Source organism: Corynebacterium crudilactis (assembly GCF_001643015.1).
Classification (GTDB): domain Bacteria; phylum Actinomycetota; class Actinomycetes; order Mycobacteriales; family Mycobacteriaceae; genus Corynebacterium; species Corynebacterium crudilactis.
Genome location: NZ_CP015622.1, coordinates 1,315,595 through 1,338,523, shown reverse-complemented (window position 1 = coordinate 1,338,523; position 22,929 = coordinate 1,315,595). Strand labels below are relative to the sequence as shown.

The following is a 22,929-nucleotide window of genomic DNA, read 5'->3' as shown; positions in this document are numbered from 1 at the left end:
ACTTTTCCAATAAAATTGATGCAATTTAGCTATAAATCATTATGGGATATAACTTCAAACCCAAGGTTTTCGAACTTGCGAGAGAATGCCTGACTGTCGACGATTTTCTCGGCATTAACAATTACATCCAGATTTTGTCTCGCTCGTGAACAACCTACATAAAAAAGGCGATAGGCCGTTAGCAATCCTTCTATAGCCGAAACTTTAAAAAGCTTTGATGCAGAACTTGTATTTAACTTATTAAAATAGGTGTCAAAAACCTCACCGTAAAGCAACTTAAATAAGGGCAAATGAGAGTAAGTCGCTACAATTGACCTCGCTTCAGTAATGATCACATCTGCGTTTTTATCGTAAGAACTCTTACGAGGATTATCGAAATAATCGGCAGCCTTTTCGCGAGATTGTTCGAACTGTGCCGAAATTTTCACGTAAGTCTCTTCTAGCATGTGGAGGTTGAAGGGAATTACTGACCAAAGATTGAAGAGTTTATCGATATGGACAGAGGGTGTTCCGGTACTGTTTTCTGCCAGGAAAATAACTCTGTTATGGCTTTCACCCTTAACGCCATGCTGGGTGGACCAGTTCGGACGTTGGTTGAACAGATACATTTTTCGCACTTGCAGGTATGGAACTTCAAGAACAGGGTAATAATCCTCATTTTCTAGGTACTCCCCCGCGATCGAAGCTTTTAAATGACCCGCTGAAACTAGGTATAGTATGACCTGACGTATCGTTACTTCATCGGAACCAACGAACTCAAATAAGTCTTCCAGCTCTTGCCTCAATCTACCTTTATCAGAATGATTCTGTATGGAGAGAAAACCGAATATGGAAGAATGTTTCCTCAACGCCTGGATGATTTCGCCATACTCAAATTTCTTGTAGGAGTCTTCGAGGTAGAGAATCCCGAACATCAATTGCAAGAGCGAATTTTTTACTTCAAGCCAACGCGGCTCCATGAGAACATCCAGTGCGCGGTACCTAGAGCTATAGTTATGGTCAGGCATTGAATCGAACGCTTTAAAAAGGGCTGTCGCCCCTATATTGTCAAATATCGTCATATTCCGGACACTCAGCACTAGGGTTTCCTCGTCTGCGATATCATTTACCATCTCCAGAGGACTGTTAGTCAAGTGGATTCTTGGTAAAGAAGACTTTACCTTGTCGTCGGCTTCTTGCTCGAGGGATGGGTCGTTATATATCCGATTTAGAGATTTAACAATCGCAGATGACGACCTGTAGTTGATGATGGTTCGCTTATCCGCCTCAAACCGATCAAGGATAGACCTAAGGCGATCCGAACTCAGTTGATAGATCTGCTGCATAGGATCACCATAGAGATGTAAAGATGTCTCTGATTCGCTAACTGCATCCACGAAGAACTCCAAGACGCCCGCGCTTGTATCTTGATATTCATCGATGATTATTTGCTGGTATTTTGAACTGATCCGCTTTCGCAATGCTGGAAAGCTCTCCGCACAAATAGCGGCGAACGAAAGCAGATCATTATGAGATAAACCGCCTGCGAGCGGCGAGTTAAACTGCATCTCATTATAGTGAAGAGTTTTGATCGATTCGCCGATTAGTTTGAATGTTAGTGGCTCCCCAAGCTTCTCTCTATATTTTGCGTTGCTTTTTTCGATATGAGGCCAATTCTCCTGGTTCGCAATCCGATTTTCGATATCTTTTCTGTAAACTTCAAGGTACAGATCGACAATTTCAGGTAGCACGAACATAGGCTCCATGAATTCTGCCAAGAAGGAGTGAATGGTTGAAACATCGACATTGTCAGCGCTGATTCCTGCCTTGAGTTCATCTGCTGCGCGGTTGGTGTAGGTTACACACAGCATATGATCTCGAGGAAATTGATCAGACCATTCACGCACCCGGGCTTTGATCTCAGTACTCTTTCCACTACCAGCGGGTGCGTTGAATATCTTAAACCTAGACATCACTTAACCATCCCAAAGCATCAGTAACATAGTCTGGCGCTTTCTGGTGAAAATTCGCTCCCAGTATCAGCGAATACATGAAATCAGTCTTTTTATTTGAAGTGGACACTACTATTTCACGGATGGAAATACTGGGTTTTTTATTTGGGATTGAAAAATCGAGCTCGGAATTTTTTCGATAATCTGACCACCATTGGCGAGTTTGAAGCTTCCACACCTCTAGATTATTTAGCTTGGAAAGTACCGCCTCTTCCAGCGTTCGAGCGAAGCCTTCAGCCTCGGACTGAAAACTAACCGCAAGATTTGGCCGCTCATCAAAAAGGGCTATTTTCTCTGTGTTGTCTTTCCGTGCAAAAATTTCACCAAGGAGAGGCGGCCGTTCACTTTTACCGTCCTCAGCTCGATCAGCTGGCGGCACCGATTGCGCGAATAGGAAATTCAGCGTCGCATTCGAAGTTTCAAGTTGCTGTATTTTATCCGGTGTCGAAGCAGTGGCTCCATTTTTGTAGTCAATATCTGTAATTATGACAGTCTTGATTTTCAAGGTATCCACAATAAGAGGCAGATAAACGTGAGCGTGAGCTCCGCCGACTTGAACGTACGAGACATACTGTGATCTAAGTTTTGCAAGAGAAGGGCTCTCCTGGATCAATGCTTGGAAGTACATCCTTTCGGTATCCCCCTCGTACATGACGACCTTGTCGGCAAATAACACATCTGCAAAGTTAATTGAGTACAGGAGGCTAAAGAGCCGCTGTTCTTCCGGTAATTTCGACGCGACATACTCAGAATGGAACTTCTGAAGGTCTATAATATTCGCATTTCCACCGAACACCTTTAAAGCTCGTAAATACCGAATACTACTGGAACGCACTATCTCGCTTGAGTGGGTAGTAACCAATGCTTGAAACCGCGCGCTTTCCTCGACCTTTCGAAAAAGGTGTTTAATGAAAGCATTTTGCATTTGAGGATGCATGTGCGATTCAGGCTCTTCGACTACAACTAGGTTGACCAAATAAGTGTTCTCGGGCTGGTTTGCAGCTCGCAGAAATGCCTCTAGTTCAAGATGTAAAATCATTAGGTTGCTATAACCCAGACCTTGAGAGTTTTCACTTAACGGGAGGCCTTCACCCAAGTATCGGGCCTGCAGAGCTTTTGCTACGATTAGCAATGCGTCTGCCTCCGACAGTTGAAAATCTAGAAAAATATCAGCCCGAGCCTGACCGTTAGTTTCTGATATAGATTTAATGGTTTCATTTAAGCTCTGAATCGCGGCTTCAGTTGCAACCCCGCCGATGCCGGCTTGTTCAATCGCATCGATTACACTTTCGGGAAGCGAATTGATGACCTTATCCCAGTCTTTATCTCCCTTCATTGCTTTGACAAACTTCGCGCTCATAGCACCGGATTTGTCGTCAATTGTATCGTCAAGGGGACGCGATGCTTTAACAAGATGCATATTGAACAAGCTTTGAAAACGCGTCCGTTCCATCTTTATATTGCTTTGGAAAGTACTGTCTGAAAAGGCAACTTGTGGGGTGCATGCCTCGTGGAATACTTTGCAGAGGCGCGATTGTAATGCGCGAACGATCCGCAAATCTTGTCCAGTTTCCGGCAGCGTCGTCCATTTCTTTTCGCTAATTGCTGTCTGTATGTCAATGCTTAGCTTCTCGAGACTGGTTTGAAGGAGGTCTATACGAGGTTCAAAAGTGTAAACAAAGTAGAAAGAGTTCTGGGATAGATCTAGATCCATCAAGAAATCTGCAAATTCCCTGATGTCATCCTTCTCCGGATCATATTCCACTTCAAAATAGACTTTGATCTTAGGAGAGTTTTCTTTCAGATTTCCTTCTGAGAGTACCTCCTTGACTTTTTCATCCCCCTCAATGAATGCGGCAAGAATTTCCTGAGACCAAATGTGTCGCTCGGTAGCATTGAAATCCTCGATTCCAAAGTCACTTCCGGCTTTAAGCGTTACCCTGAGCAGGTCAATTAGAGATGTCTTTCCGCTGTTATTGGCTCCGGCCAACACAGTTGTCCCTGATTCAAACAATAATTCTTGACCGCTGAAGTGTCGAAACCCATCTACGGAGAGGCGTTTAAGTAGCATCGGGACCTCCGCTACTTAACCCGAAGAACCGATCAAAGAATTCCCCGAGCTTTTTGAGTACACGGCTCTTCTTTTCCCCGTGGCCTCCAGTCGGCGCGAAGCGAGAAACCGGCGGCAGGATCCTTGTTACAGCTGTACCCGAAGTCTGGATCGCTCCATCACGGAAGGCCGTCTCAACGAAGACCTTCGTCTCAGCCGGCTTGAGGCTCTCGTCTTCAATGATGTGGGAGAGCTCCACTTCCTTTCGAACTGCGATAAACACGCGCCACTCCTCGTCAATCTCGCCACTGGCTGAAACTGAATCGACAAAGGCTTCAACCAAGTCCTTCTTGTTGCGCAGGCTCGGGCTGGCATCCACCGCCCGGGAGATTTCCGCTCGGATCTCCTTATCGTCACCGTCACCACGCTGCTCGCGGTACTTCTGCACCAGCATGAGGATGTAGTCGACATTGATCTCGACCTGCTTGATCAGCTCAATTTCGAAAACAACATCATCATTAATCTCTTCCTTCTCAGCGTCCGCATCCTTGCGGTACTCAGCGTAGAAGTTGAGGTAGACGCTGCGGTAATCCTGGTCCTGACGCTCGGTCAGGATAGCGTTGCCCTGGAAATCATCAAACGAGGTGAGAATGTTCTGCAGTCGTAGCACCGCACCATACAGCGCGATGAACTCTTTTTGCTTCTGCTCTCCAACAATCTGCATTCCCAGAGGGAAGTCATCGAGTAGATCGCCGACCTTCTCGGCATACTCGTCGTAATACTCGCGGTATGGCTTAAGTAGCACCACTCCCCGAGCATCCTTATTACCAAAAAGCGCAATCGCATCATTGGTCTGCTCTTCCAAATCGCGGAAGCTGACAATGTTGCCGTAAGTCTTGACTGAGTTCAGGATACGGTTAGTACGCGAGTAAGCCTGAATCAGGCCATGAGACTTCAGGTTCTTATCCACCCACAACGTGTTCAAGGTGGTGGCGTCGAAACCGGTGAGGAACATATTGACCACGATGACCATGTCCAGCTCGCGGTTCTTCAACCGGAGTGAAAGGTCCTTGTAATAGTTCTGGAACTTATCCGAAGAGGTGTCATAGCTCGTCCCGAACATCTGGTTGTAGTCAGCAATCGCCGACTCCAGGAAGTCTCGCGATGATGCATCCAAACCACTGGTCTCAAAGCCTTCCTCATCGAGATAGTCCTCACTCTCTGCCTCATTAGCAGCATAGGAGAAGATCACCCCGATCTTCAGACGCTGATCCGGCAACAGACCGTCTTGCTGACGAGCAAACTCTAAATAGTAGCGCTTGGCTGCATCGATGGAGGCGGTAGCAAAGATCGCGTTAAAACCTCGGACGCGACTACGACTTTTCTCTTCAATAATCTTGTTCTTGCCGCCGGCGACCTGAGCAACATTGGAGATAATCGAATGCTGGTAGCTACTAGAGCGCTTGGTCTTCTGATCGAAGTGTTCAAGCGTGTACTTCACGATCTCACGAATGCGCTTTTCAGACAGCAGCGCTTTCTCCGTATCAATGGCGGAAACCTGCTTGTCAACGACGTTGCCGACCTTGACAGTATTGACGTAATCAATCCGAAACGGCAGCACGTTCTTATCAGTGATGGCATCAACGATGGTGTAGGTGTGCAGCTTCTCACCGAAGACCTGTTCAGTTGTCCGCAGCTGTGGCTTGCCACTACTGCCAGCGTTCTCCGCGAAGATCGGCGTACCGGTAAACCCAAACAGGTTGTACTTGTTAAAAGCCTTGGTAATCGCCTGGTGCATATCCCCGAACTGGGAACGATGGCACTCATCGAAAACAATGACCACATGCCCGTTGTAGATCGAATGGCCCTTGTTCCCGCTGATGAAGGTGGAGAGCTTCTGGATGGTGGTAATAATGATCCGGGCGTTCGGATCCTCCAGCTGCTTCTTCAGCACCGCTGTTGAGGTATTGGAGTTGGCAGCACCCTTCTCAAAGCGGTCATATTCACGCATAGTTTGGTAGTCGAGGTCTTTGCGATCCACGACAAATAAAACCTTATCTACGCTCGGTAGTTTCGAGGCCAGCTGAGCTGTCTTAAACGACGTTAAGGTCTTGCCTGAGCCTGTGGTGTGCCAGATGTAGCCACCAGCGCCAATGGTGCCCAGGCGTTTGTAGTTATCTGCAACCTCAATGCGCTGCAGGATTCGCTCGGTAGCCACAATCTGGTACGGGCGCATCACCATCAGTGTGCGGTCCGCAGTCAAGACGCAGTACTTAGTCAAGATGTTAAGTAAGGAGTGTTTGGCGAAGAAGGTCTTGGCAAACGCCGTTAGATCCGTAATAGGTTTGTTCTGTGCATCCGCCCACCACGAGGTGAATTCAAAACTATTGGAGGTTTTTTTACCCCTGGCTTTACCGGCAGCCTCGGCTAGGTGAAGCTGACGGGTGGTGTTGGAATAGTACTTCGTCAATGTGCCGTTACTGATCACGAACAGCTGCACATACTCAAAGAGTCCGGAACCCGACCAGAAGCTCTCCCTCTGGTAGCGATTGATCTGGTTAAACGCCTCACGGATATCTACGCCACGCCGCTTGAGCTCAACATGCACCATAGGTAACCCATTGACGAGAATGGTTACGTCATAGCGATTGGCATGCTTCGCCCCACCCTCACCCTGGGCGATCTCATATTGATTGATCACCTGGAGACGGTTGTTATGGATGCTGGTTTTATCGATCAGCGTGATGTTCTTCGTCGATCCATCATCGCGGCGAAGCAGCTGGATGTGGTCCTCATGGATTCGTACTGTCTTTTCCACGATGCCGTCGTTGCTGCCGGCAATACGCTCTGAGAAGAATTGCTTCCACTCAACATCCGAGAATTGGATTTGATTGACGATCTCAAGCTGCTGGCGAAGATTCTCCTCCAGCTGAGACTCGGAGGTAATCGGCAGGTACTCATACGCCTGAGACTGCAGTAGTCGGATCAGCTCCTTTTCAAGCTGATCCTCCGACTGGTAAGCGGATCCATTGTTGTTATCCGCCTCGTATTCAGCAACGACCGTGCTCTCGCTGCTGATGGCAATAGGGTCATATTTACGCGGAGTTAAATCACTCATGACGCTAGCTCCTTAAAGGTCAGCAACTGGTCTCGGTAGTACTCGTACTGCTTCCGACGAGCAGCGATCTCGGCAGGGAGACCGGAGGAGAGGTCGTTGACGAGAGCATCGAACTTGTCTAGTACTTTAACCACACGCTCTTGCTCAGCTCGTGAGGGAATAGGAACTTTTATCTTTTTCATTGCAGTGCTCATTAGTTTTGGGTTTCCCATTCCCGCCGAGACATGTCTCTTAGTCATTATCGACAGGCAATGATAAAGATACTTAGTAGTAACGTCTGCACCAGGCTTTATTCTCAGTAAGCCGCAAACATTAGTAATACTGAATTTCTTATCAATGTGGTAAAAAACAGACCCAGCATTAGCTCCATCTGTCGTCCAAGTAATCGACTCGTCTTGATAATCATAGGTATCAATCCAGCCGAAAATACCACTGTTTGCGGTCTGAGATGAGTAAACAGGATACTGCCCTGCGTTCGCCGCTAGATAGTCCTTCGACATCACTCGACCACGTGTTACTTCGCATAATTCACCCACCGTCCGCAATGGAATAGCGTCATCGAAGCTTAGGAGTTCTTGTCGGTAATAGTCATATTGCTTCTTCCGCGCTTCCAGCTCTGCTTCCAGCTCTGCTTCCAGCTCAGTGAAGTTGTCGAGAATGCGAACGATTTCCTGCTGCACTTCGATAGGTGGAACTGGAATTGGCCAATCCAACACTTTTGCCATATTTGGATGCTTAATACCTGAACCTCGGTAGAAAGTAGCGAGGACATCGAGGTGATTACTGATGAAGTAGTACAAGAACTTCATATCCAGGACTTTAGGGTTGCGCGCGATTGCTATGCGGTTGTCTGATGTTATGAATTTGCCATTATAGTGCTGGACAATTGCATTGCCACCCCAAGGAATCGCTATAATCTCGGCGTCGTAAATAGTCCTGTCTGCTACCAATTGTGTAGTCCATAGGTCCGACTCGTTAGTCGTTAGAAGTTTAACGTCTCCTCCGTTGACATTGAGATCTTTAATTTCACTAGCTAGCAGATATTCATACTTCCTTACTTCAGGCTGCTTCGCACGGTCTACCGCGTTAAACTTTTTGTCCCAAGTTGTTATCTGCCACATTGGAATATAATCGACACCGTGAGGGCAAAGAACTTCAATTAATTCGTTGAGATGGCTCACTTAGATCCCTCCAAACCATCTACAATCACATCAATAGATCGACGCAATTCAGACTGTCGAACAACAATCTGCTCGATTTCTGCGTTTAGTTCCTGAATATTGACGACTTCCCGGGTGTCTTCTGCAACGACATAGGAGGAAACAGCGATATTATAGTCGTTGGTAGCAATTTCCTCGTTCGAGATCACCTTGGCGAAGTGGTCGACATCCTCACGCTCGGTGAAAGAGTTTAGGATCTTATCCTGGTTCTCCTGGGTGAGCTTGTTCTTGTTTCCGGATCGCTTGAATTCCGCTGATCCATCGATGAAGAGCACGGAATTATCCGTCTTGGACTTCTTCAGAACGATAATGCAGGTGCCGATGGTCGTACCGAAGAACAGGTCCGGTGGTAGCTGAATCACTGCATCAACGTAGTTGTTGTCGATGAGATATTTGCGGATCTTCTTTTCTGCACCACCACGGTAGAGGACGCCGGGGAACTCAACGATCGCTGCTGTGCCGTTGACCGCAAGCCAAGACAGGATATGCATCGTAAAGGCCAAATCAGCCTTCGACTTCGGGGCAAGCACACCGGCTGGCGAAAAACGTGGATCATTAATCAACAAAGGATTGGCATCTCCCTCCCACTTAATAGAGTAGGGAGGGTTGGATACGATCGCCTCGAACGGTTCATCATCCCAATGAGCTGGGTCAATCAGGGTGTCGCCTAGCGCGATATCAAATTTCTCGTAGTTGATGTTGTGCAGGAACATGTTGATGCGCGCAAGGTTGTAGGTGGTCAGGTTGATCTCCTGACCGTAGTATCCTTGGCGAACGCCGTCCTTGCCGAGAATCTTGTCGAATTTCAGGAGCAAGGAGCCAGAACCCACCGCTGGGTCATAGACCTTGTTGACGCTGGTCTTCCCGACCACCGTGATGCGTGCGAGAAGCTCTGCGACCTCTTGAGGAGTGTAGTATTCTCCACCGGATTTGCCAGCTGAGGATGCATACATGCCCATCAGGTACTCGTAGGCGTCGCCGAAGATATCGATGGTGTTGTCCTCGAAGTCACCTAGCGGCAGGTCTCCAATAGCCTCCAATAGCTTTACCAACGTGGCGTTTCGCTTCGTGACAGTATTTCCAATACGGCTGCTGTTGACATCAAGGTCATCAAACAGACCCTTGAGGTCGTCCTCACTATCGGTGCCGACAGCTGAACCTTCAATGTTCTTGAAGACTGCTTCGAGGGTCTCGTTGAGGTTTTCGTTCTTCCTCGCCTTGATACGGACGTTCTCGAACAGTTCAGAAGGGAGAATAAAGAAACCCTTCTCCGCCACGGTAGTCTCGCGGCCAAACTCCGCCTGCTCATCGGTGAGATCGGCAAAACTAAAGTCTGGAGCTCCCGCAGCCCGTTCCTGGCGGTTAAGGTACTCGGCCAGGTTTTCGGAAATGTATCGGTAGAACAACATCCCCAGGACGTAGGACTTGAAGTCCCATCCATCCACACTGCCACGCAGGTCATTGGCTATCCGCCAGATTGTCTTATGCAGCTCTGCGCGTTGTGCTTCTTTCACTTTGGGAATCACTTTCTCTTAATCTCCTGCGCCAAGTAAGGCACGTTATTTTTGCAAGCCCAAGGTGGCGACTCACGTCCTCCTAGAGGTCAACTTGCACCGTAGTCTTTTGGCCAGACATTCAGTGGGTGACGTTCTAGAAACTCGTGAGCCGTTATCGATGGGCCATATGGCTTATATTATGACATGACCTGGTATTTTATAGAAGACACGCCCTGACTGGAAGTACCAAAGTAGTAACACCGGTGTTCGAAACCGCACTACCCTATGCAACGCATCAGCCGAATACCTCACTGCCCAATCCAGTGGGCATGAACTCCGCCAGGCGCTCTGTCTACGCGGATATGGTTTTCGACATGAGTGATTTCACCCACGGCCCCGACCTCGATGGCTACGTAGACTGGATCTTTTTCGACAGAAGCTGTGGAACATGGTCCGAAGATCTCGCCACCGAAGAAGAGGCCCGAGAACTCTCCGCTAAAACCGGAGGCGGCGCGATTTATCGGAGGCAGTGGGCTCAAGTGTGGTGAGAAAGGTAAGTGACGTAGCTTTCACTCTTTCCCCGGATCTAGCCTTGCCTCATAATGAAGAGTGACGAACGACGAACAACTAAATAATATTTCCGCAGCAACAGTGAAACTAGACGCCAAGCTAGGTAGCGGATTCGGACAACTTGAAATGGCTAAAGCTGACAAGTCAGATAGCGCTAGAGTGCTTCAGACTCTCGATTATCTAGTCGAACATCACAGCCCTGATGAAGTTGAACGCGTCGCCCAGAGCGCCCAGCTTTCCAGACACGCGGAAAGCTATAGACCTCTACGAAGAGTGCCTCACAAAGCTCAAACGCCAGGCTATATAGCCTCGCAACTAGGGTCTTTACCAAGTCACTGCTTTTTGCAGGGTCACCACTTCCATGCCAATCCAGCAAAGAGCCCGCCATATAAATCGTGGAACTGAGCCACCACTGAGGTTCGTTCCTCGAAATCAATAATATTATCGGAGCGTGGTCGACCGGGGCGTTCCGTCGAGGTCAGGCCACGGTACCGGAAGACGAGTTCAGGCTTTCTCCCCACGAAAACAACCTCGAACTTGGATTGCAAGGTTCGCTCATGAAACGCCAAACTCTCTTCAGAGATCACCTGCACTGCACCTAAATCATCTGGATCGCCGGGCGGAGCCTCCAATTTGAACTGTAGATCATAGAAATTTCCACGCCTCATTGGCTCTGGAGGAAAGAACCTTAATTGGAACCCGCCTTCAGTCTGCCATTGTTCTGATCTCCACCCGTTGTAGCTGGTCGTTTGCATTGGATAACTGGTTGAGATTGCGTAGTAGTCTGCCTTATCAAAAAGCGCCAGCATTCTGTACTGGTGGCGTGACTCCATCCAACGGCCGTCAGCAACGATAGTTGTCACCGAGACATATTCGTTAATGACGCTGTTGTGGAGCTCCGGCACTCGACCGGGTATTGGAGAAGCAGGATACCAACCCGTTAGGAGCTGAATCCGGAGTTGCTCTAGCGCCGGTTTTTCTCGCGCCGCTACTGTGTCGATTCCTCTTTGAACCCGAGCTCCGTAAATCTCTCGTCGAGCCTTTAGATTCTTAGCCCCAGCAGTCTCTGGTGAGAGCCCGAAAGCAAACATCAACACTTCTGCCTGATTTCTGTCTAACGATTGAATGGCAGAGATCAATCTCTCTACTTTAATTTGGGCATCCTCATCAGGGTCCCCTAGAGCCATACTCACAGCACCAGCGATCGCCATCCTCGAGGCGGTCGCTCCTTCGTTTTTCCGAAGTAACTCCAGATCAGAGAGGAGATCAACGCTACTGAAATATTCCATTACCACGAGCTCCTATGTGCCAATAAGCAACTTATATCCGTTCCAACTTTCTAGAGTATTCCAACTTTGTTCCACTTTTCACGCAGTAACCCGGCGGGCAAATAACTTCTTATTCAGACAGGGAGGAAACCAACCTCCCAACTTCAGAAAGGAAGCTAGACATGTCTAACCTCGTACCGTTCTTTAGCAGTAACCGTCAGGTTGCAACCACCAACCCATTCGAAGCACTCGATCACCAGACTCGGTTAGAAGCCGCCAAGATTAAGTCTCAAGCAGAGCTTGAGATGTTCGAGGATTACTCCCAAGCCGCATTGGCTGATCAGGCAATGAACCACACCGCCGCACTGGTCAGTCGAGCAAAGGAGCACTGCGAGCGCACCCCTGAGGTAGCGCGCTACATCGAGCCCATCATTGCCAACTACGCCCAGTCCGCAGCCAATCGGGTTTCAGGGCGGCGATTCAAATGAGCCGGTTTCTATTCCTCCTCGCCTACACCTGTTTCATCCCAGCGGTTCTAGCAGGGGTCAATCACCGGCCTCTTCTTGCTCTCGCTCTCGGGGTATTCGCGGTCTATTTCGGGATCTGCGGCCTCATGTTGCTCGAAGACACGCCCAGAGAATCAAGGCAAGAGACGCCCTCCAATCCCTCGTTCGAGCTGTTTCAGGACTACCTCGAAGCCCGTCGGAAAATTGATGAGGTGGGCCACAGTTACAACTACCTGTTCAACCACCCAGACGATGGGATCTGGGATGACGATCAGCACGGGCCAGGCCAAGGAAAAAGGTGAGGGGATTGCCGGCGATTACCGAGGCTCAGATCATAGGCACACCAGCGATGACATTCGCTTATCCCTTGACAATCCCAACCTCTTTCACATCTGTTAAATCCTCTCAGCGCTGCATCGTTGTTAATTCCACACCGGTAGCTAGCCGGCACCACTTTGACCACTTCTTAAGGGTCTGGCGGTGTCGGATCGAGCGCAGCGACATTTTTCCACATCTTTTAATTCCACACCGTTTATCGGGTAATAGGGCCAGAGCCAGCCAACCAGGAGATTTCCTGCGACCTGCTCCACGCTCACGAACCACTAACCCCTCTTCCTCAAAGGAGATCGAATCATGACTATCAACACCAACCACCAGGGCTCTGCCGCCAGCGTTCCGCCACCTACCCCAGCAGCTGGGACCTACACCGCGATCTACGCCGACCCGCCATGGGTGCCGTCGCAAAAGGGCAAATATGGAGCCTCCCAGCACTATGAACTTATGACCACCGACCGCATCTGCGCCATGGGTGCGGGAATTAGAGAAATCGCATCTGATAACTCCTTCTGCTTCCTCTGGGTCACCAACGCCACCGTGCCCGATGGCCTCAGGGTTCTTGAATCCTGGGGTTTTCGCTACACCAGTTTTTATTTCTGGGCCAAGCCGCGCTTCACGCTCGGTAACACCTTCCGTAACGCCGGCGAGCTCCTACTTCTCGGAGTACGAGGTAAAGGCACCAAGGTCGCCTTCCGCTCCCAGCCCAACTGGGGCTTCCATCCACTTCAGGAGCACTCGCATAAACCTGAAGAAGTCCATCACATTGTCGAGCGCCTGGCGGGTGAGGGCCGGTTCCTGGAGCTGTTTGCCCGGCGCAGGGCACCGTCTCGCGCCCACTGGGATGTTTGGGGTAACGAGGTCGATGCCACCATCTCGCTCGCGCGCTGGGGTTTTGAAGTCCCCAGCGACCAACTTGAGGTTCGGTCTCAAACCGGAGATCAGTCATGAGAGGTGTAAAGCATGCCCACCAATTCCAATCCAAGCTCATGGCCGGCGAGGTTCTTCCGTGGGAGCGCACTCATACTCGGCGGCGTCATTTGTCTCCAGATCAGTTTGGAGCTGATCCTTGCGATCTGGCCTTGGGTGCTACTCATCGCCGTTATTGTCACCGGAGTTGTGAGCGTTATCTGGTGGCTGCGTCAGAGACAGAACTGGTAGGCCGCCTCCAGCATCGCCACCGGGGAGGAGTCCGATGACTGCCTCACCAGCTAAGCAACCGGACTATTCTACCGGCCAGGCTCACTACCTCGCCCCACAGTGGACACCGGCAGTTGACCCCGATGAGTTCGCCAAAGCACTCGTGCTGATCGCCGAGACTATCCACCAAGCCAAGGCTCAGAAGCCCAAGACCAAACGCCAGGCCCGCCACACCAAATCCAAGAAAGGAGACTCATCATGAAGCGGCTCACTACGAATCGCCCACCGATTTTTTGGGAAGAAATCTTCTTTTCCGAGATGATTACTCCCTCAGGCGCTGCCACTGCGTTTGAACATCTATGTTCTAACGGCATGCTCGGCAGTGTTGTGATTGAGCTCCGGGCTACTACCGCCGGTATCCGCTGGCTGGTCGGTGCACCGGAGACGAAGGTCAGTTCCATCACCGGCTTGTTGTCCACCCATTTGGATGTTCACCAGACGGAAGCTGGACCTCGAGAAGACGTCGAGTTCGTTGGAAAGATCAAAATCACCAACGGTACTCTTTCAACTCAACCGGAGCGAGTGGTAGCAGCCATCCGGGGTCTCTATGGCACGCTTTCGCGTCTTCAGAAGGGTGAGGAGGTGACACTTCAGCTCCTGGTTGGCCGGCGCATCCTGCCTCCGGTCCATGCTCGTCCTATCTCCCCAAGCTGGCTCGAATTACTAGCCGGCGCGGTCTTAGGTCCACCAACAGGGAGGCCAAAGGAATTATCAGCACAGACAGCTCAGTATCGGGCTTCAGCTGATCTCCATGGAGCCCACGCCAACCTGCGAGTCGGTATCGCTGGGGCGGGGGATGCTCGGGCCAGATATCTTGGCAATCAGGTTCTCGGGGCGCTGCGTGTCCTCGAGACAACCGAGTCTCGCATCCGACTGGAGAGGGAAGCACCAGTCCATCTCAATCGAGTATCGCTCCCCCGCCGTTGGCCACTGCGGCTACGCAGCTACGATCTGGTCGGACTGTCCGGTTGGCCAGTTGGTGAACCTCCCATGCCCGTCATCGGTAACCTCCATCCACGAATGCTGCCACCACCATCGCTCGGACGGATGGACCGCATTTTCGCTAAGGCAGCCGCCCCCGGGCACACCCAGATGATCGGCATTCCCATCCGAGATGCCGCTTTTCACACCCATCTGCTCGGGCCCACCGGTTCCGGCAAATCCTCCGTCATGCTCAACCTCATTATGGAAGATATCAATGCCGGCAGAGGGGTGCTGGTTATCGACCCCAAAGGTGATCTGGCTACAGATGTCTTGTCTCGGGTACCGATAAAGCGTCACGGCGATGTCGTCATCCTCGATCCCAGTAGTACCAGCCCGGTCGGTTTCAATCCGCTAGCTGGGCCAAAGAGATTAGAGCACGTTACCGCCGATACGCTCCTATCAACCTTCGAGGCACTGTTCCATGAGAACTGGGGAATCAGAACAGCCGATGTTCTAAGCGCTGCACTCCTGACACTGGCCAGAATCCCCGAGGCCAACTTGCTGTGGCTTCCTCCGCTCCTAACCAATCCAGCTTTTCGCAAAGAAGCACTCAAGGGAAGTAACGATCCGCTAGGAGTCGATAGTTTCTGGGAGCAGTACGATGCCAAGAAACCCGATCGACAAGCCCAAGAAATTGCGCCGGTACTAAATAAACTGCGCCAACTCATCCTCCGCCCAACGCTTCGAGCCATGCTTGGCCAACCGAAACCGAAGTTCGATCTCGAGGACTTATTCTCGAGGAAAAAGATCGTGGTGCTCTCGCTCAACAAGGGCCTGCTCGGAGCTGAAGCAGCCAGGTTACTTGGTTCGCTACTGGTAGGTCAGCTCTGGGCTCGTATCCTCGCTCGCCAATCCGACCCACCTGAGCGCCGGCACATCGTAGGCATCTACATCGACGAAGTGCACGATTTCATCTCCGGGATCCCCGGCGATCTGGCGGACGCCCTAGCTCAGGCTCGCTCTCTAGGCGCAGCCTTCACTTTGGCAAACCAGTATCGCTCCCAGCTGACTCCAGCGATGCAAGCAGCCATTGACTCCAACACCAGAAGCAAGATCGTCTTCGGTCTAAACGGTGCCGATGCCAGCTACCTAGCCAAGACCACCAACAAGCTGGAAGCAGCGGACTTCCAGCTTCTGCCTAAATACCACGCCTACGTCAACCTCATGCACCAGGGGCAGGGAACGGACTGGTTCGCAGTCTCGACGCTGCCGCCCTCTCGACCGCTACAAGACCCCTCGGTTGTCTATCTCCACAGCCACGAACGCTACGGGGTGAGTGCTTCGGAGACAGAAGCCACGCTGGTCGAACTGACTCGGCTTCGTCTACCCGAGACTCCAGCTGCTCCCGTCGGGCGGGTGAGAACAGCTCGCAGTTCAGCAGCTGACACGCCGGCGCAAACCGACACCGTTACCGAAGCTCCACCCAAGCCAGGATCAGGACCAGAACCAGGCAAGCGCTCAGAGACCCCCAAACCGAAGGTCGGTCGGATACGTACCGCGCCCGTGCAGCCAGCCTCGGACGAGGAGGATATCTCATGATTTCCGCGAGTTTTCGATCCAACCGCAGTGAAATATCGAGACGGTTCGCTAGACGTTTGGCTCTGGTGAGTTATCCACTAGATCTGCCGGACATGCGCCGAAAGCCCCGAACCCCGCCGGTGACTGACCCCCTTAATCGGGGTCACCGCCCCCAGTCCAACTGCCAGGCCAACCAAGCAGGAGTCATGTCATGAACTTCCCAAACTTCTTGACCCCTTCCTATCCGGTTCATCAAGAACTGCTCGAACGACTGCAGACCCACCGCTTCGCCACGACTCATCAGCTATCGCGTTTTACCGCCCATCACTACAGCTCTAAACGCTCTGGGTTGCGACAAACGCTTAGACACCTTCAGAAACTCGAAAGCCAAGAGTTAGTCGTGCGACTGGAGAGGCGGATCGGTGGGTGGCAGGGAGGTTCCTCGGTATCAATCTGGGCGCTAAGCACCTCTGGATATCGGGTGGTGTCAGGTACTTCCCGACGCCAACGACCGCAGGAAATTTCAACCACCTTTCTTGGACATCTCCTGGCCGCCACTGAGGTAAGCCTCGTGTTCACCGAAACCATCCAAGGAATGGATAGATGGAAGGTCGGTATCTATCAGGAGCCAGCCTGCTGGCGCGATTACGTCGGAGCCCACGGACAAGTCATCACTCTCAAGCCTGACTTAGCGGTCGAGATTACTGGGCCAGATTTCACCGACCGCTACTTCGTGGAGGTTGACCGGGCGACCGAAAATCCCGCTCGAGTCGTAAGAAAAACCAGAGTGTATGGCGACTACCTCAGGAGTGGAGTGGAGCAAGAAAAGACCGGTATGTTTCCCGCCATCCTCTGGCTAGTGCCTACTGAGAAACGCCGCGATCAGCTGCGACGGTATTTGAGCGAGGAGCCTGAACTACCGAGAGATCTCTGGATCGTCTTAACTCTGGAGGATCTTCCACATCTAGTTCGCGATGGTCCCGAAAACTACCTCGGTGTCGCTCCTCCGCCATAGACCTGGTGCCCCCAGTTAGTTGCAGCTCGTCTTCAGCAACAGCGCACCTGAGGCATCTCCCCAAACCCGGTACTGGAACCCATCCTCGTCCTACTACCAGTGGGAAAAGAAGGTGATTCCACCGGAGTCATGACCCATCAACTAAACGAAAGGAGGACATCATGACAAACAATAACAACCCTCTGCATGCCGATTTCGAGGCGACCGTCTCGACGAAGCAAGTAGGACAGCTATTGGAGCGGCTGATCCAAGATCCAGCGTGGTTCGAAATCGCTGAACGGCTCTACCGGCAGTCATACACCGAGGCCCTGGTGGCCTATCTGATCTGCCAGCCACGGCCAATGTGGGACCCAGTCAACCTCGAGAAGGATCTTCTGGGCTCCTACCTGGTTGAGGCGGCGACGAAAGATGAGGCCATCTACGCCTTGCTGGAACTGCTCGAAGCCCGAGGAGAGATCGAACCGATCTGGCTGGATCAGGACGACCCTCATGACGTTCCTCCGGTCGTCGATGTGGTCGTGCTCTGGAATAGGTTGCTTGCGGACTTCCACGTCGTAGAAGGCCCAAGAAACTGGTTCATCTTCCGCCGAGAGCCCCTCGTGTCGAAAGAAAACTAAGTACCTGGAATCGGTGCCGAGCAGACCACTACCTACCAAGTAGTGGGAAAGCTCGGCACCACCCAAAAAAACTTCCCTCATTTCGAACAAATGAGTGGATATAACTCAAAAACTATAGCTAAATGCAATAACGAAAGGAGGATTCATCATGAACAAGAATCCTGAAAAATTCGGGCCTACCCCGAACTCCGACAACCCTGACCAAGAAAGCCTCGAACGCTACACACTAACTGAACTGTATGAGTCAGCAGCTATGGCTTCATCAACTCAAGAGGAGGACGAGCCACACGGTCATCATCTCGACGAGCTCAACTCCGATGAACTAGCAGCCTACGAGCTCTACCGACAACACCATCAAATAGCTTCCGATGATGAACAATCCGTGGAGCGCTTCGATGAAAACTACTGGGGTACCTACAACTCGGTAGACGAGTTCACTCAGAACTGGGCCTATCACATGGAGCCAATGGAGGCGGTGGAGACGCTATTAAATGCGCTCGGTCATCTCGAAAAACACATGTCATTGGCAGAAATGGCGTTAGTCGACCGACTCAAGGATGACCTGGACTTCATCTTCCAGGGCGGTCAAGTAACAGTATTTAGCCGTGAGCCTAGGGAGGAACGGTAGCCATGTGTGAACAATCTAAAAAGCAACCATTTGAGCACCGAGAGGCAGAGGTGACACATCAGACACCTGAACTATCGGACGATATCACCCCAACCAGGTCACTGTTCTTAGTCGATGTCCCTGAAACTGCCGGTGGACCAGTTACACAAGAGGGATGGGCAGAACATCTCCCTGCCGAGCATCGCGACGTTGCCAAGCAGCTTCGCCGAAAGCACGGCGCAGGTTTTCTGCTCTATCTGGAGCATCACTACCAACATGGTGCCGCCGATATTGAAGAAGACTTCTACTCAACCTATATCGGATCCTACGACAGCCTTTTTGACTGGGTGATGGAATCTTACCAAGAGCTTGGCTGGGTCGAAGCAGTCGAACGCATGATGCACGAGCACAACATCCCCGAGGGCGCGCTGGAATGGAGTGTTGACTACTTCATCCACTGGGCCAAGAAATACCAACGCTTCCAGATCTACTCCTTTAGAGGGCAGCTCCATGTATTCCAGCCGTAGCCGTAATCGCAACCTAAGCGAAGTGATGGTCACTAACCAAGCCGACCTGAGATTCCGCCCTTCTAACCTTGAAGGGTTAGCGCTGCCCAATCACCTCGATCTAGATGAAACCGCTAATCCAACCCCAGATCAGGCCCGCGAGTGGCTACAGAACGTGCGGCCTGAACATCTCCCGGAAGCAAAGTTGATTCTAGAGGATAATACGAGTGCTTTCGGCCTATACCTCAAGGCCTGCTATCTGCCAGATCAGCCCGAGGATATAACCGCTCACTTTGATAGCTCCTACTTGGGAAGCTACCAAACCATAGACCACTGGGCCGAAGACTTCTTCGAACTCATTGGAGGACAGGAAAACCTCCAACGCCTCCAGGAAGAAAATGAGTGGCCCCAGGACCTGCTCACCTGGAATCCAGAGGCAGCGGTGAAGTTCAGCCAAAGCCTCGGCATGGTGATTGAGGAAGACGGTGGCCTATTCCACGCCTTCATGCCGACCTATATCCAGGCTCAGATAGAGCAAGGAAACAAGGCTAGTGCCGCGCTTAAGGAATGGGAGCACCGCCACCATCCTCTAGCTCAAGAACATCTACCAGCAGCTCGGCGCTTAATCTCACGTGAGCCTCATGCCTTCCTGGCTTACCTGGATCGCTTCTATGAAGGACAGGCTCCAGAGATTTTGGAGAGCCTAGAAGAGGACTTCGATTCCATCTTCGTAGGAAGCTACGCCAACCCCGAAGAATGGGCTCTGGAGTCCTTCGATGCTCTGGGATGGAGCGAAGCCGTTGAGGAAACACGCAGCAAGGCTGGAATCCCCGAAGACATCCTAAATTTCGACATAGATAAGTTCCTGGAATGGGCCCAAGACAGCATGGGATTTGTATTGATATCGCGGGGCGGTCGGATCCATGTCTTTCAGACTTAAGCACTAAATAGCCACCAGAAAATCGCAGGTGCCAGGACACAAACCAGTCCTGGACTTGTCGAGGTTATTAAGCGTCAATGGGTGTACACCACTTAAACGCACACGCGATTACAGAAAGGAAAAGTAATGACCGATCTCAACCCCATGGCTGCCTTCGCAGAAAGCATGACCCCCAAGCGAGCAGTCACGTACCTCCGAGTCTCGACTAGCGAGCAAGCCACCAAGGGTGGGCAATCTGAAGGCTTCTCCATTCCCGCCCAGCGAGACGCCAACAGGAAGAAAGCCCAGAGCCTGGGCGCAGTAGTGGCCAAAGAATTCGTTGAACGTGGAGTCTCCGGCACAAGCACTAACCGCCCAGCTCTCAAAGCCCTGCTGCGTTACCTTGAAGAAGAACAGGGCAATATCGACTACATCATCGTCCACAAGATTGACCGCCTGGCTCGTAACCGGGCCGACGACGTAGCGATCAACGCCAAGTTCGATGAGTTCGGCGTCCGCCTGGTCTCTACAAGCGAGAACATCGACCAAACCCCTGGTGGCCTCCTGATGCATGGCATCATGAGCTCCATCGCTGAGTTCTACTCTAAGAACCTGGCCAACGAAGTAACCAAGGGCATGAACCAGAAGGTTCGCTCTGGAGGCACCGCCGGCAAAGCTCCCTTGGGTTATCTCAACACTCGGATCTACGAGACGGGAGTGGAAACCCGCACCGTCGAGGTAGATCCCGAACGGGCCCCGTTGGTGCAGTGGGCGTTCGAACGCTACGCCGAAGGAAACATCTCTGTAGCCGATCTCACCGACGAGCTGGCCGCCAGAGGCCTTACCACCGTGCCAACCCGGGTCTACCCCTCAAAGGCCGTCAGCAAGCGCTACATTCACGCCATGTTGTCTAACAAGTACTACCTGGGCATCACGACCTACTGTGGGGTGGAGTACCCCGGAAACCATGAGCCCCTGATCGCTCAAGGTCTCTTCGACCGAGTGCAACAGACACTTAGCAGCCGCCGTCAAGGTGAACGCCGCCGCAAACACGACCACTTCCTCAAATCCACCGTCTGGTGTGGCGACTGCGGCTCTCGTCTCATCCTCCAACGACCAACCAACCACCAAGGCCTGCAGTACGACTACTTCGTCTGTAACGGCCGGCTCTCCAAGCGCACCACCTGCCGTATATCCGCCGTACCAGTGGAATGGTTAGAAGGTGAGATGGAAGAGCTCTACCGCCGCATCCAAGTACCGCCGGGAGTTCTTGAATTGATGCGCCCCCGGCTCAAGGAACAACTGCATCTCCATAACTCCTCCCGAGATGAAGAACGTGACCAACTCAAGGCCCAGGAACTAGCTATCCGGCGCAAGCAAGAAAAACTACTCGAAGCCTTCTATGACCAGGCTCTACCCATGGATCTGATGGCCAGAGAGCAGAAGCAGCTGGAACAAAGCTTGGCCCAGGTGGAGCGCCGTCTCAAATCTTTCGAAGGCAGTGATGTCCAGCAAGACGAACTGCTAGAAACCGCGCTTAGCCTTGCCACCAATTGCTACTCCACCTACCTCAAAGCCTCGGACGGCCAAAAGCGCCTTCTCAACCAGATCTTCTTCGAGAAGGTCCTCATCTGCTCCGTAGGTAACAAAGAGCACCATGTCCACGCTCATCTAGAACCGTGGACGCTAGTCTTCCGCACCACCAACATCGCCGAGAATGAGTCGATCGGTTTGCAGCATCACGCAGAACCAGTACCAGGACTCAAACCGGACGAGAACCTGGCCACAGGGGTGGATTTACCCCAAGAAACAGAAAAAGCCAGGTCCGAAGACCTGGCTACCTCTGTTAAATCACTAACTCGTATGTGTAAGAACACAATGGTACCCCGTACGGGATTTGAACCCGTGTTACCGGCGTGAGAGGCCAGCGTCCTAGGCCGCTAGACGAACGGGGCGCGTTCGTGTTTTTACGACTTGATAACAATAAACCACTGAAGGCTTTTCTCACAAATTGCAAGGTCACAAGACACTTTTGAATACATTCTAAATGTGAAGTTCCGCCAGAGGAGCAATCTCATTGAGCTTCTAAATACTAGACCTTCTGGGTTCACCACTGGAGCAGTTACTGGATCTAGAAAGACTCCCCCACCCCCTATATCCCAGATTGCCCAGCCTGAGCATTACTCAAAAATGTAAGGGCACCTTCCTCGAAATTTTTCTTCGAGAGGAAGGTGCCAGGATATCCATCTGGGTCGGTGTGTGTTCTTAACTGACCCTCTCAACTTCCCTCAGTGGCTTCAACCTGCTGCCACCGCTTTCCGGCTATGTTGCGGAAGTTTCGTCAACTCGAGTTAATTGTTCTCGTCGTTGCGTCCGCTGAACCCTTTGTGGGCTTAAGGTGCCGAGTGTGGGTTGTTGAAGGTGGAGAAGTTGGGTGTCAGTTGACTGCAACGATTCGTCATTTCGAGGCGAGCTCCTGATTCACGCATCTCTAGCGCTTGGAATCTTTGGTTATGGCGATGCCAGCTGCCGGGAGGACGGTTTCGTTGTGTCCGAACTTCGTCTTCTTTTCACTTACTGCCATACACTCTCCTTTAACTGGTCGGTTCCATTGACTCCAGAGCGCCCTTTCCGAAGCCTCCAAAGTTGCATTTATGCTGGTTAGAGCAACAACTTGTTGGTGATCGGCTATGAACTTCTCTGTATGAACCTGACTTTAACCTGAAGCTAATTTCCGGTAAAGGCTTTTGCGTTTTCTGCCCGCAACTGCTGGAGGTCCCCCACCCCCGGTTTTTAAGAATCGCCACCTTAGCAACCCCGTACATTTGTCCTGGGAAGGGGTGATGTCTGATGTGCTGGCAAACACAAAAGCATCCACCTTCAGATTCTGAAGGTGGATGCTTTTAAAAGTACCCCGTACGGGATTCGAACCCGTGTTACCGGCGTGAGAGGCCGGCGTCCTAGGCCTCTAGACGAACGGGGCATTAGGACACGATCAATTTGTTTCCAGC

The 22,929-nt window shown here is 51.5% G+C and carries 19 protein-coding genes, 2 tRNA genes and 1 pseudogene; 12 read left to right on the top strand and 10 right to left on the bottom strand.

Annotated elements, in window-relative coordinates; all coding sequences use genetic code 11:
* Positions 1 to 29 precede the first annotated feature (29 nt).
* From ccrud_RS06325 to ccrud_RS06305, 5 genes are read right to left on the bottom strand one after another with little or no spacing between them, the layout of a single operon-like run.
* Positions 30 to 1,952, bottom strand: coding sequence for a UvrD-helicase domain-containing protein (locus tag ccrud_RS06325; protein ID WP_066565360.1), 1,923 nt, complete (start codon positions 1,950 to 1,952; stop codon positions 30 to 32).
* The gene (locus ccrud_RS06320; protein WP_066565359.1) at positions 1,945 to 4,062 is read right to left on the bottom strand and encodes an AAA family ATPase; all 2,118 of its coding nucleotides are present in this window, start codon (positions 4,060 to 4,062) and stop codon (positions 1,945 to 1,947) included. Before ccrud_RS06320 ends, ccrud_RS06325 begins: the two co-directional genes overlap by 8 nt.
* A complete protein-coding gene (locus ccrud_RS06315) occupies positions 4,052 to 7,159 on the bottom strand; it encodes a type I restriction endonuclease subunit R (RefSeq protein WP_066565358.1) in 3,108 nt (1,035 codons plus the stop codon). The genes ccrud_RS06320 and ccrud_RS06315 overlap by 11 nt, the downstream gene beginning before the upstream one ends.
* A complete protein-coding gene (locus ccrud_RS06310; protein ID WP_066565357.1) occupies positions 7,156 to 8,340 on the bottom strand; it encodes a restriction endonuclease subunit S in 1,185 nt (394 codons plus the stop codon). The genes ccrud_RS06315 and ccrud_RS06310 overlap by 4 nt, the downstream gene beginning before the upstream one ends.
* Positions 8,337 to 9,905, bottom strand: coding sequence for a type I restriction-modification system subunit M (locus ccrud_RS06305; protein ID WP_066565356.1), 1,569 nt, complete (start codon positions 9,903 to 9,905; stop codon positions 8,337 to 8,339). Before ccrud_RS06305 ends, ccrud_RS06310 begins: the two co-directional genes overlap by 4 nt.
* Before the next feature lie 233 nt (positions 9,906 to 10,138).
* On the opposite strand from ccrud_RS06305, the gene ccrud_RS06300 reads away from it, so the two are divergent.
* Positions 10,139 to 10,423, top strand: coding sequence for a hypothetical protein (locus ccrud_RS06300; protein ID WP_066565355.1), 285 nt, complete (start codon positions 10,139 to 10,141; stop codon positions 10,421 to 10,423).
* 372 nt (positions 10,424 to 10,795) lie between these two features.
* On the opposite strand, the gene ccrud_RS06295 is transcribed toward ccrud_RS06300, so the two are convergent.
* A complete protein-coding gene (locus ccrud_RS06295) occupies positions 10,796 to 11,734 on the bottom strand; it encodes a hypothetical protein (RefSeq protein ID WP_066565354.1) in 939 nt (312 codons plus the stop codon).
* A 161-nt stretch (positions 11,735 to 11,895) separates the two neighbouring features.
* Between ccrud_RS06295 and ccrud_RS06290 the strand changes: the two genes are divergently transcribed.
* From ccrud_RS06290 to ccrud_RS06280, 3 genes are all read left to right on the top strand, one after another.
* The gene (locus ccrud_RS06290) at positions 11,896 to 12,201 is read left to right on the top strand and encodes a hypothetical protein (RefSeq protein WP_066565353.1); all 306 of its coding nucleotides are present in this window, start codon (positions 11,896 to 11,898) and stop codon (positions 12,199 to 12,201) included.
* The gene (locus ccrud_RS06285; RefSeq protein WP_066565352.1) at positions 12,198 to 12,521 is read left to right on the top strand and encodes a hypothetical protein; all 324 of its coding nucleotides are present in this window, start codon (positions 12,198 to 12,200) and stop codon (positions 12,519 to 12,521) included. The genes ccrud_RS06290 and ccrud_RS06285 overlap by 4 nt, the downstream gene beginning before the upstream one ends.
* A gap of 331 nt (positions 12,522 to 12,852) precedes the next feature.
* On the top strand, positions 12,853 to 13,503 hold the full coding sequence (locus ccrud_RS06280) for an MT-A70 family methyltransferase (RefSeq protein ID WP_082868792.1): 651 nt from the start codon (positions 12,853 to 12,855) through the stop codon (positions 13,501 to 13,503).
* Here the strand turns inward: ccrud_RS06280 and ccrud_RS15570 are convergent.
* Positions 13,494 to 13,649 carry a hypothetical protein gene (locus tag ccrud_RS15570; RefSeq protein ID WP_157776012.1) on the bottom strand — a complete coding sequence of 52 codons (156 nt, stop codon included), beginning with the start codon at positions 13,647 to 13,649 and terminating at the stop codon, positions 13,494 to 13,496. The two genes, ccrud_RS06280 and ccrud_RS15570, sit on opposite strands and share 10 nt — an antisense overlap.
* A 98-nt stretch (positions 13,650 to 13,747) precedes the next feature.
* Between ccrud_RS15570 and ccrud_RS06270 the strand changes: the two genes are divergently transcribed.
* The 8 genes and pseudogenes from ccrud_RS06270 to ccrud_RS15885 form a co-directional block, all read left to right on the top strand.
* Positions 13,748 to 13,954 carry a hypothetical protein gene (locus ccrud_RS06270; RefSeq protein WP_066565350.1) on the top strand — a complete coding sequence of 69 codons (207 nt, stop codon included), beginning with the start codon at positions 13,748 to 13,750 and terminating at the stop codon, positions 13,952 to 13,954.
* A complete protein-coding gene (locus ccrud_RS06265) occupies positions 13,951 to 16,275 on the top strand; it encodes a type IV secretory system conjugative DNA transfer family protein (RefSeq protein ID WP_066565349.1) in 2,325 nt (774 codons plus the stop codon). The genes ccrud_RS06270 and ccrud_RS06265 overlap by 4 nt, the downstream gene beginning before the upstream one ends.
* 190 nt (positions 16,276 to 16,465) lie before the next feature.
* Positions 16,466 to 17,269, top strand: a complete 804-nt coding sequence (locus ccrud_RS06260; RefSeq protein WP_066565348.1) for a replication-relaxation family protein — start codon at positions 16,466 to 16,468, stop codon at positions 17,267 to 17,269.
* A 161-nt stretch (positions 17,270 to 17,430) separates the two neighbouring features.
* Positions 17,431 to 17,886 carry a hypothetical protein gene (locus ccrud_RS06255; RefSeq protein WP_066565347.1) on the top strand — a complete coding sequence of 152 codons (456 nt, stop codon included), beginning with the start codon at positions 17,431 to 17,433 and terminating at the stop codon, positions 17,884 to 17,886.
* Between the two features lie 148 nt (positions 17,887 to 18,034).
* Positions 18,035 to 18,514 carry a hypothetical protein gene (locus ccrud_RS06250; protein WP_066565346.1) on the top strand — a complete coding sequence of 160 codons (480 nt, stop codon included), beginning with the start codon at positions 18,035 to 18,037 and terminating at the stop codon, positions 18,512 to 18,514.
* A gap of 2 nt (positions 18,515 to 18,516) precedes the next feature.
* Complete coding sequence (locus ccrud_RS06245; protein ID WP_066565345.1) at positions 18,517 to 19,020, top strand: hypothetical protein; 504 nt, start codon at positions 18,517 to 18,519, stop codon at positions 19,018 to 19,020.
* Entirely contained in the window at positions 19,004 to 19,939 is a 936-nt protein-coding gene (locus tag ccrud_RS06240; RefSeq protein ID WP_157776010.1) for a hypothetical protein, read from the top strand. The genes ccrud_RS06245 and ccrud_RS06240 overlap by 17 nt, the downstream gene beginning before the upstream one ends.
* 126 nt (positions 19,940 to 20,065) lie before the next feature.
* Positions 20,066 to 21,088, top strand: a pseudogene (locus ccrud_RS15885) (recombinase family protein); the annotation flags it as partial.
* Between the two features lie 354 nt (positions 21,089 to 21,442).
* Here the strand turns inward: ccrud_RS15885 and ccrud_RS15685 are convergent.
* From ccrud_RS15685 to ccrud_RS06220, 3 genes are all read right to left on the bottom strand, one after another.
* Positions 21,443 to 21,589, bottom strand: a complete 147-nt coding sequence (locus tag ccrud_RS15685; protein WP_245670388.1) for a hypothetical protein — start codon at positions 21,587 to 21,589, stop codon at positions 21,443 to 21,445.
* Positions 21,590 to 21,797: 208 nt separating this feature from the next.
* Positions 21,798 to 21,873, bottom strand: a tRNA-Glu gene (locus ccrud_RS06225).
* A 955-nt stretch (positions 21,874 to 22,828) separates the two neighbouring features.
* Positions 22,829 to 22,901, bottom strand: a tRNA-Glu gene (locus ccrud_RS06220).
* Positions 22,902 to 22,929: the final 28 nt, after the last annotated feature.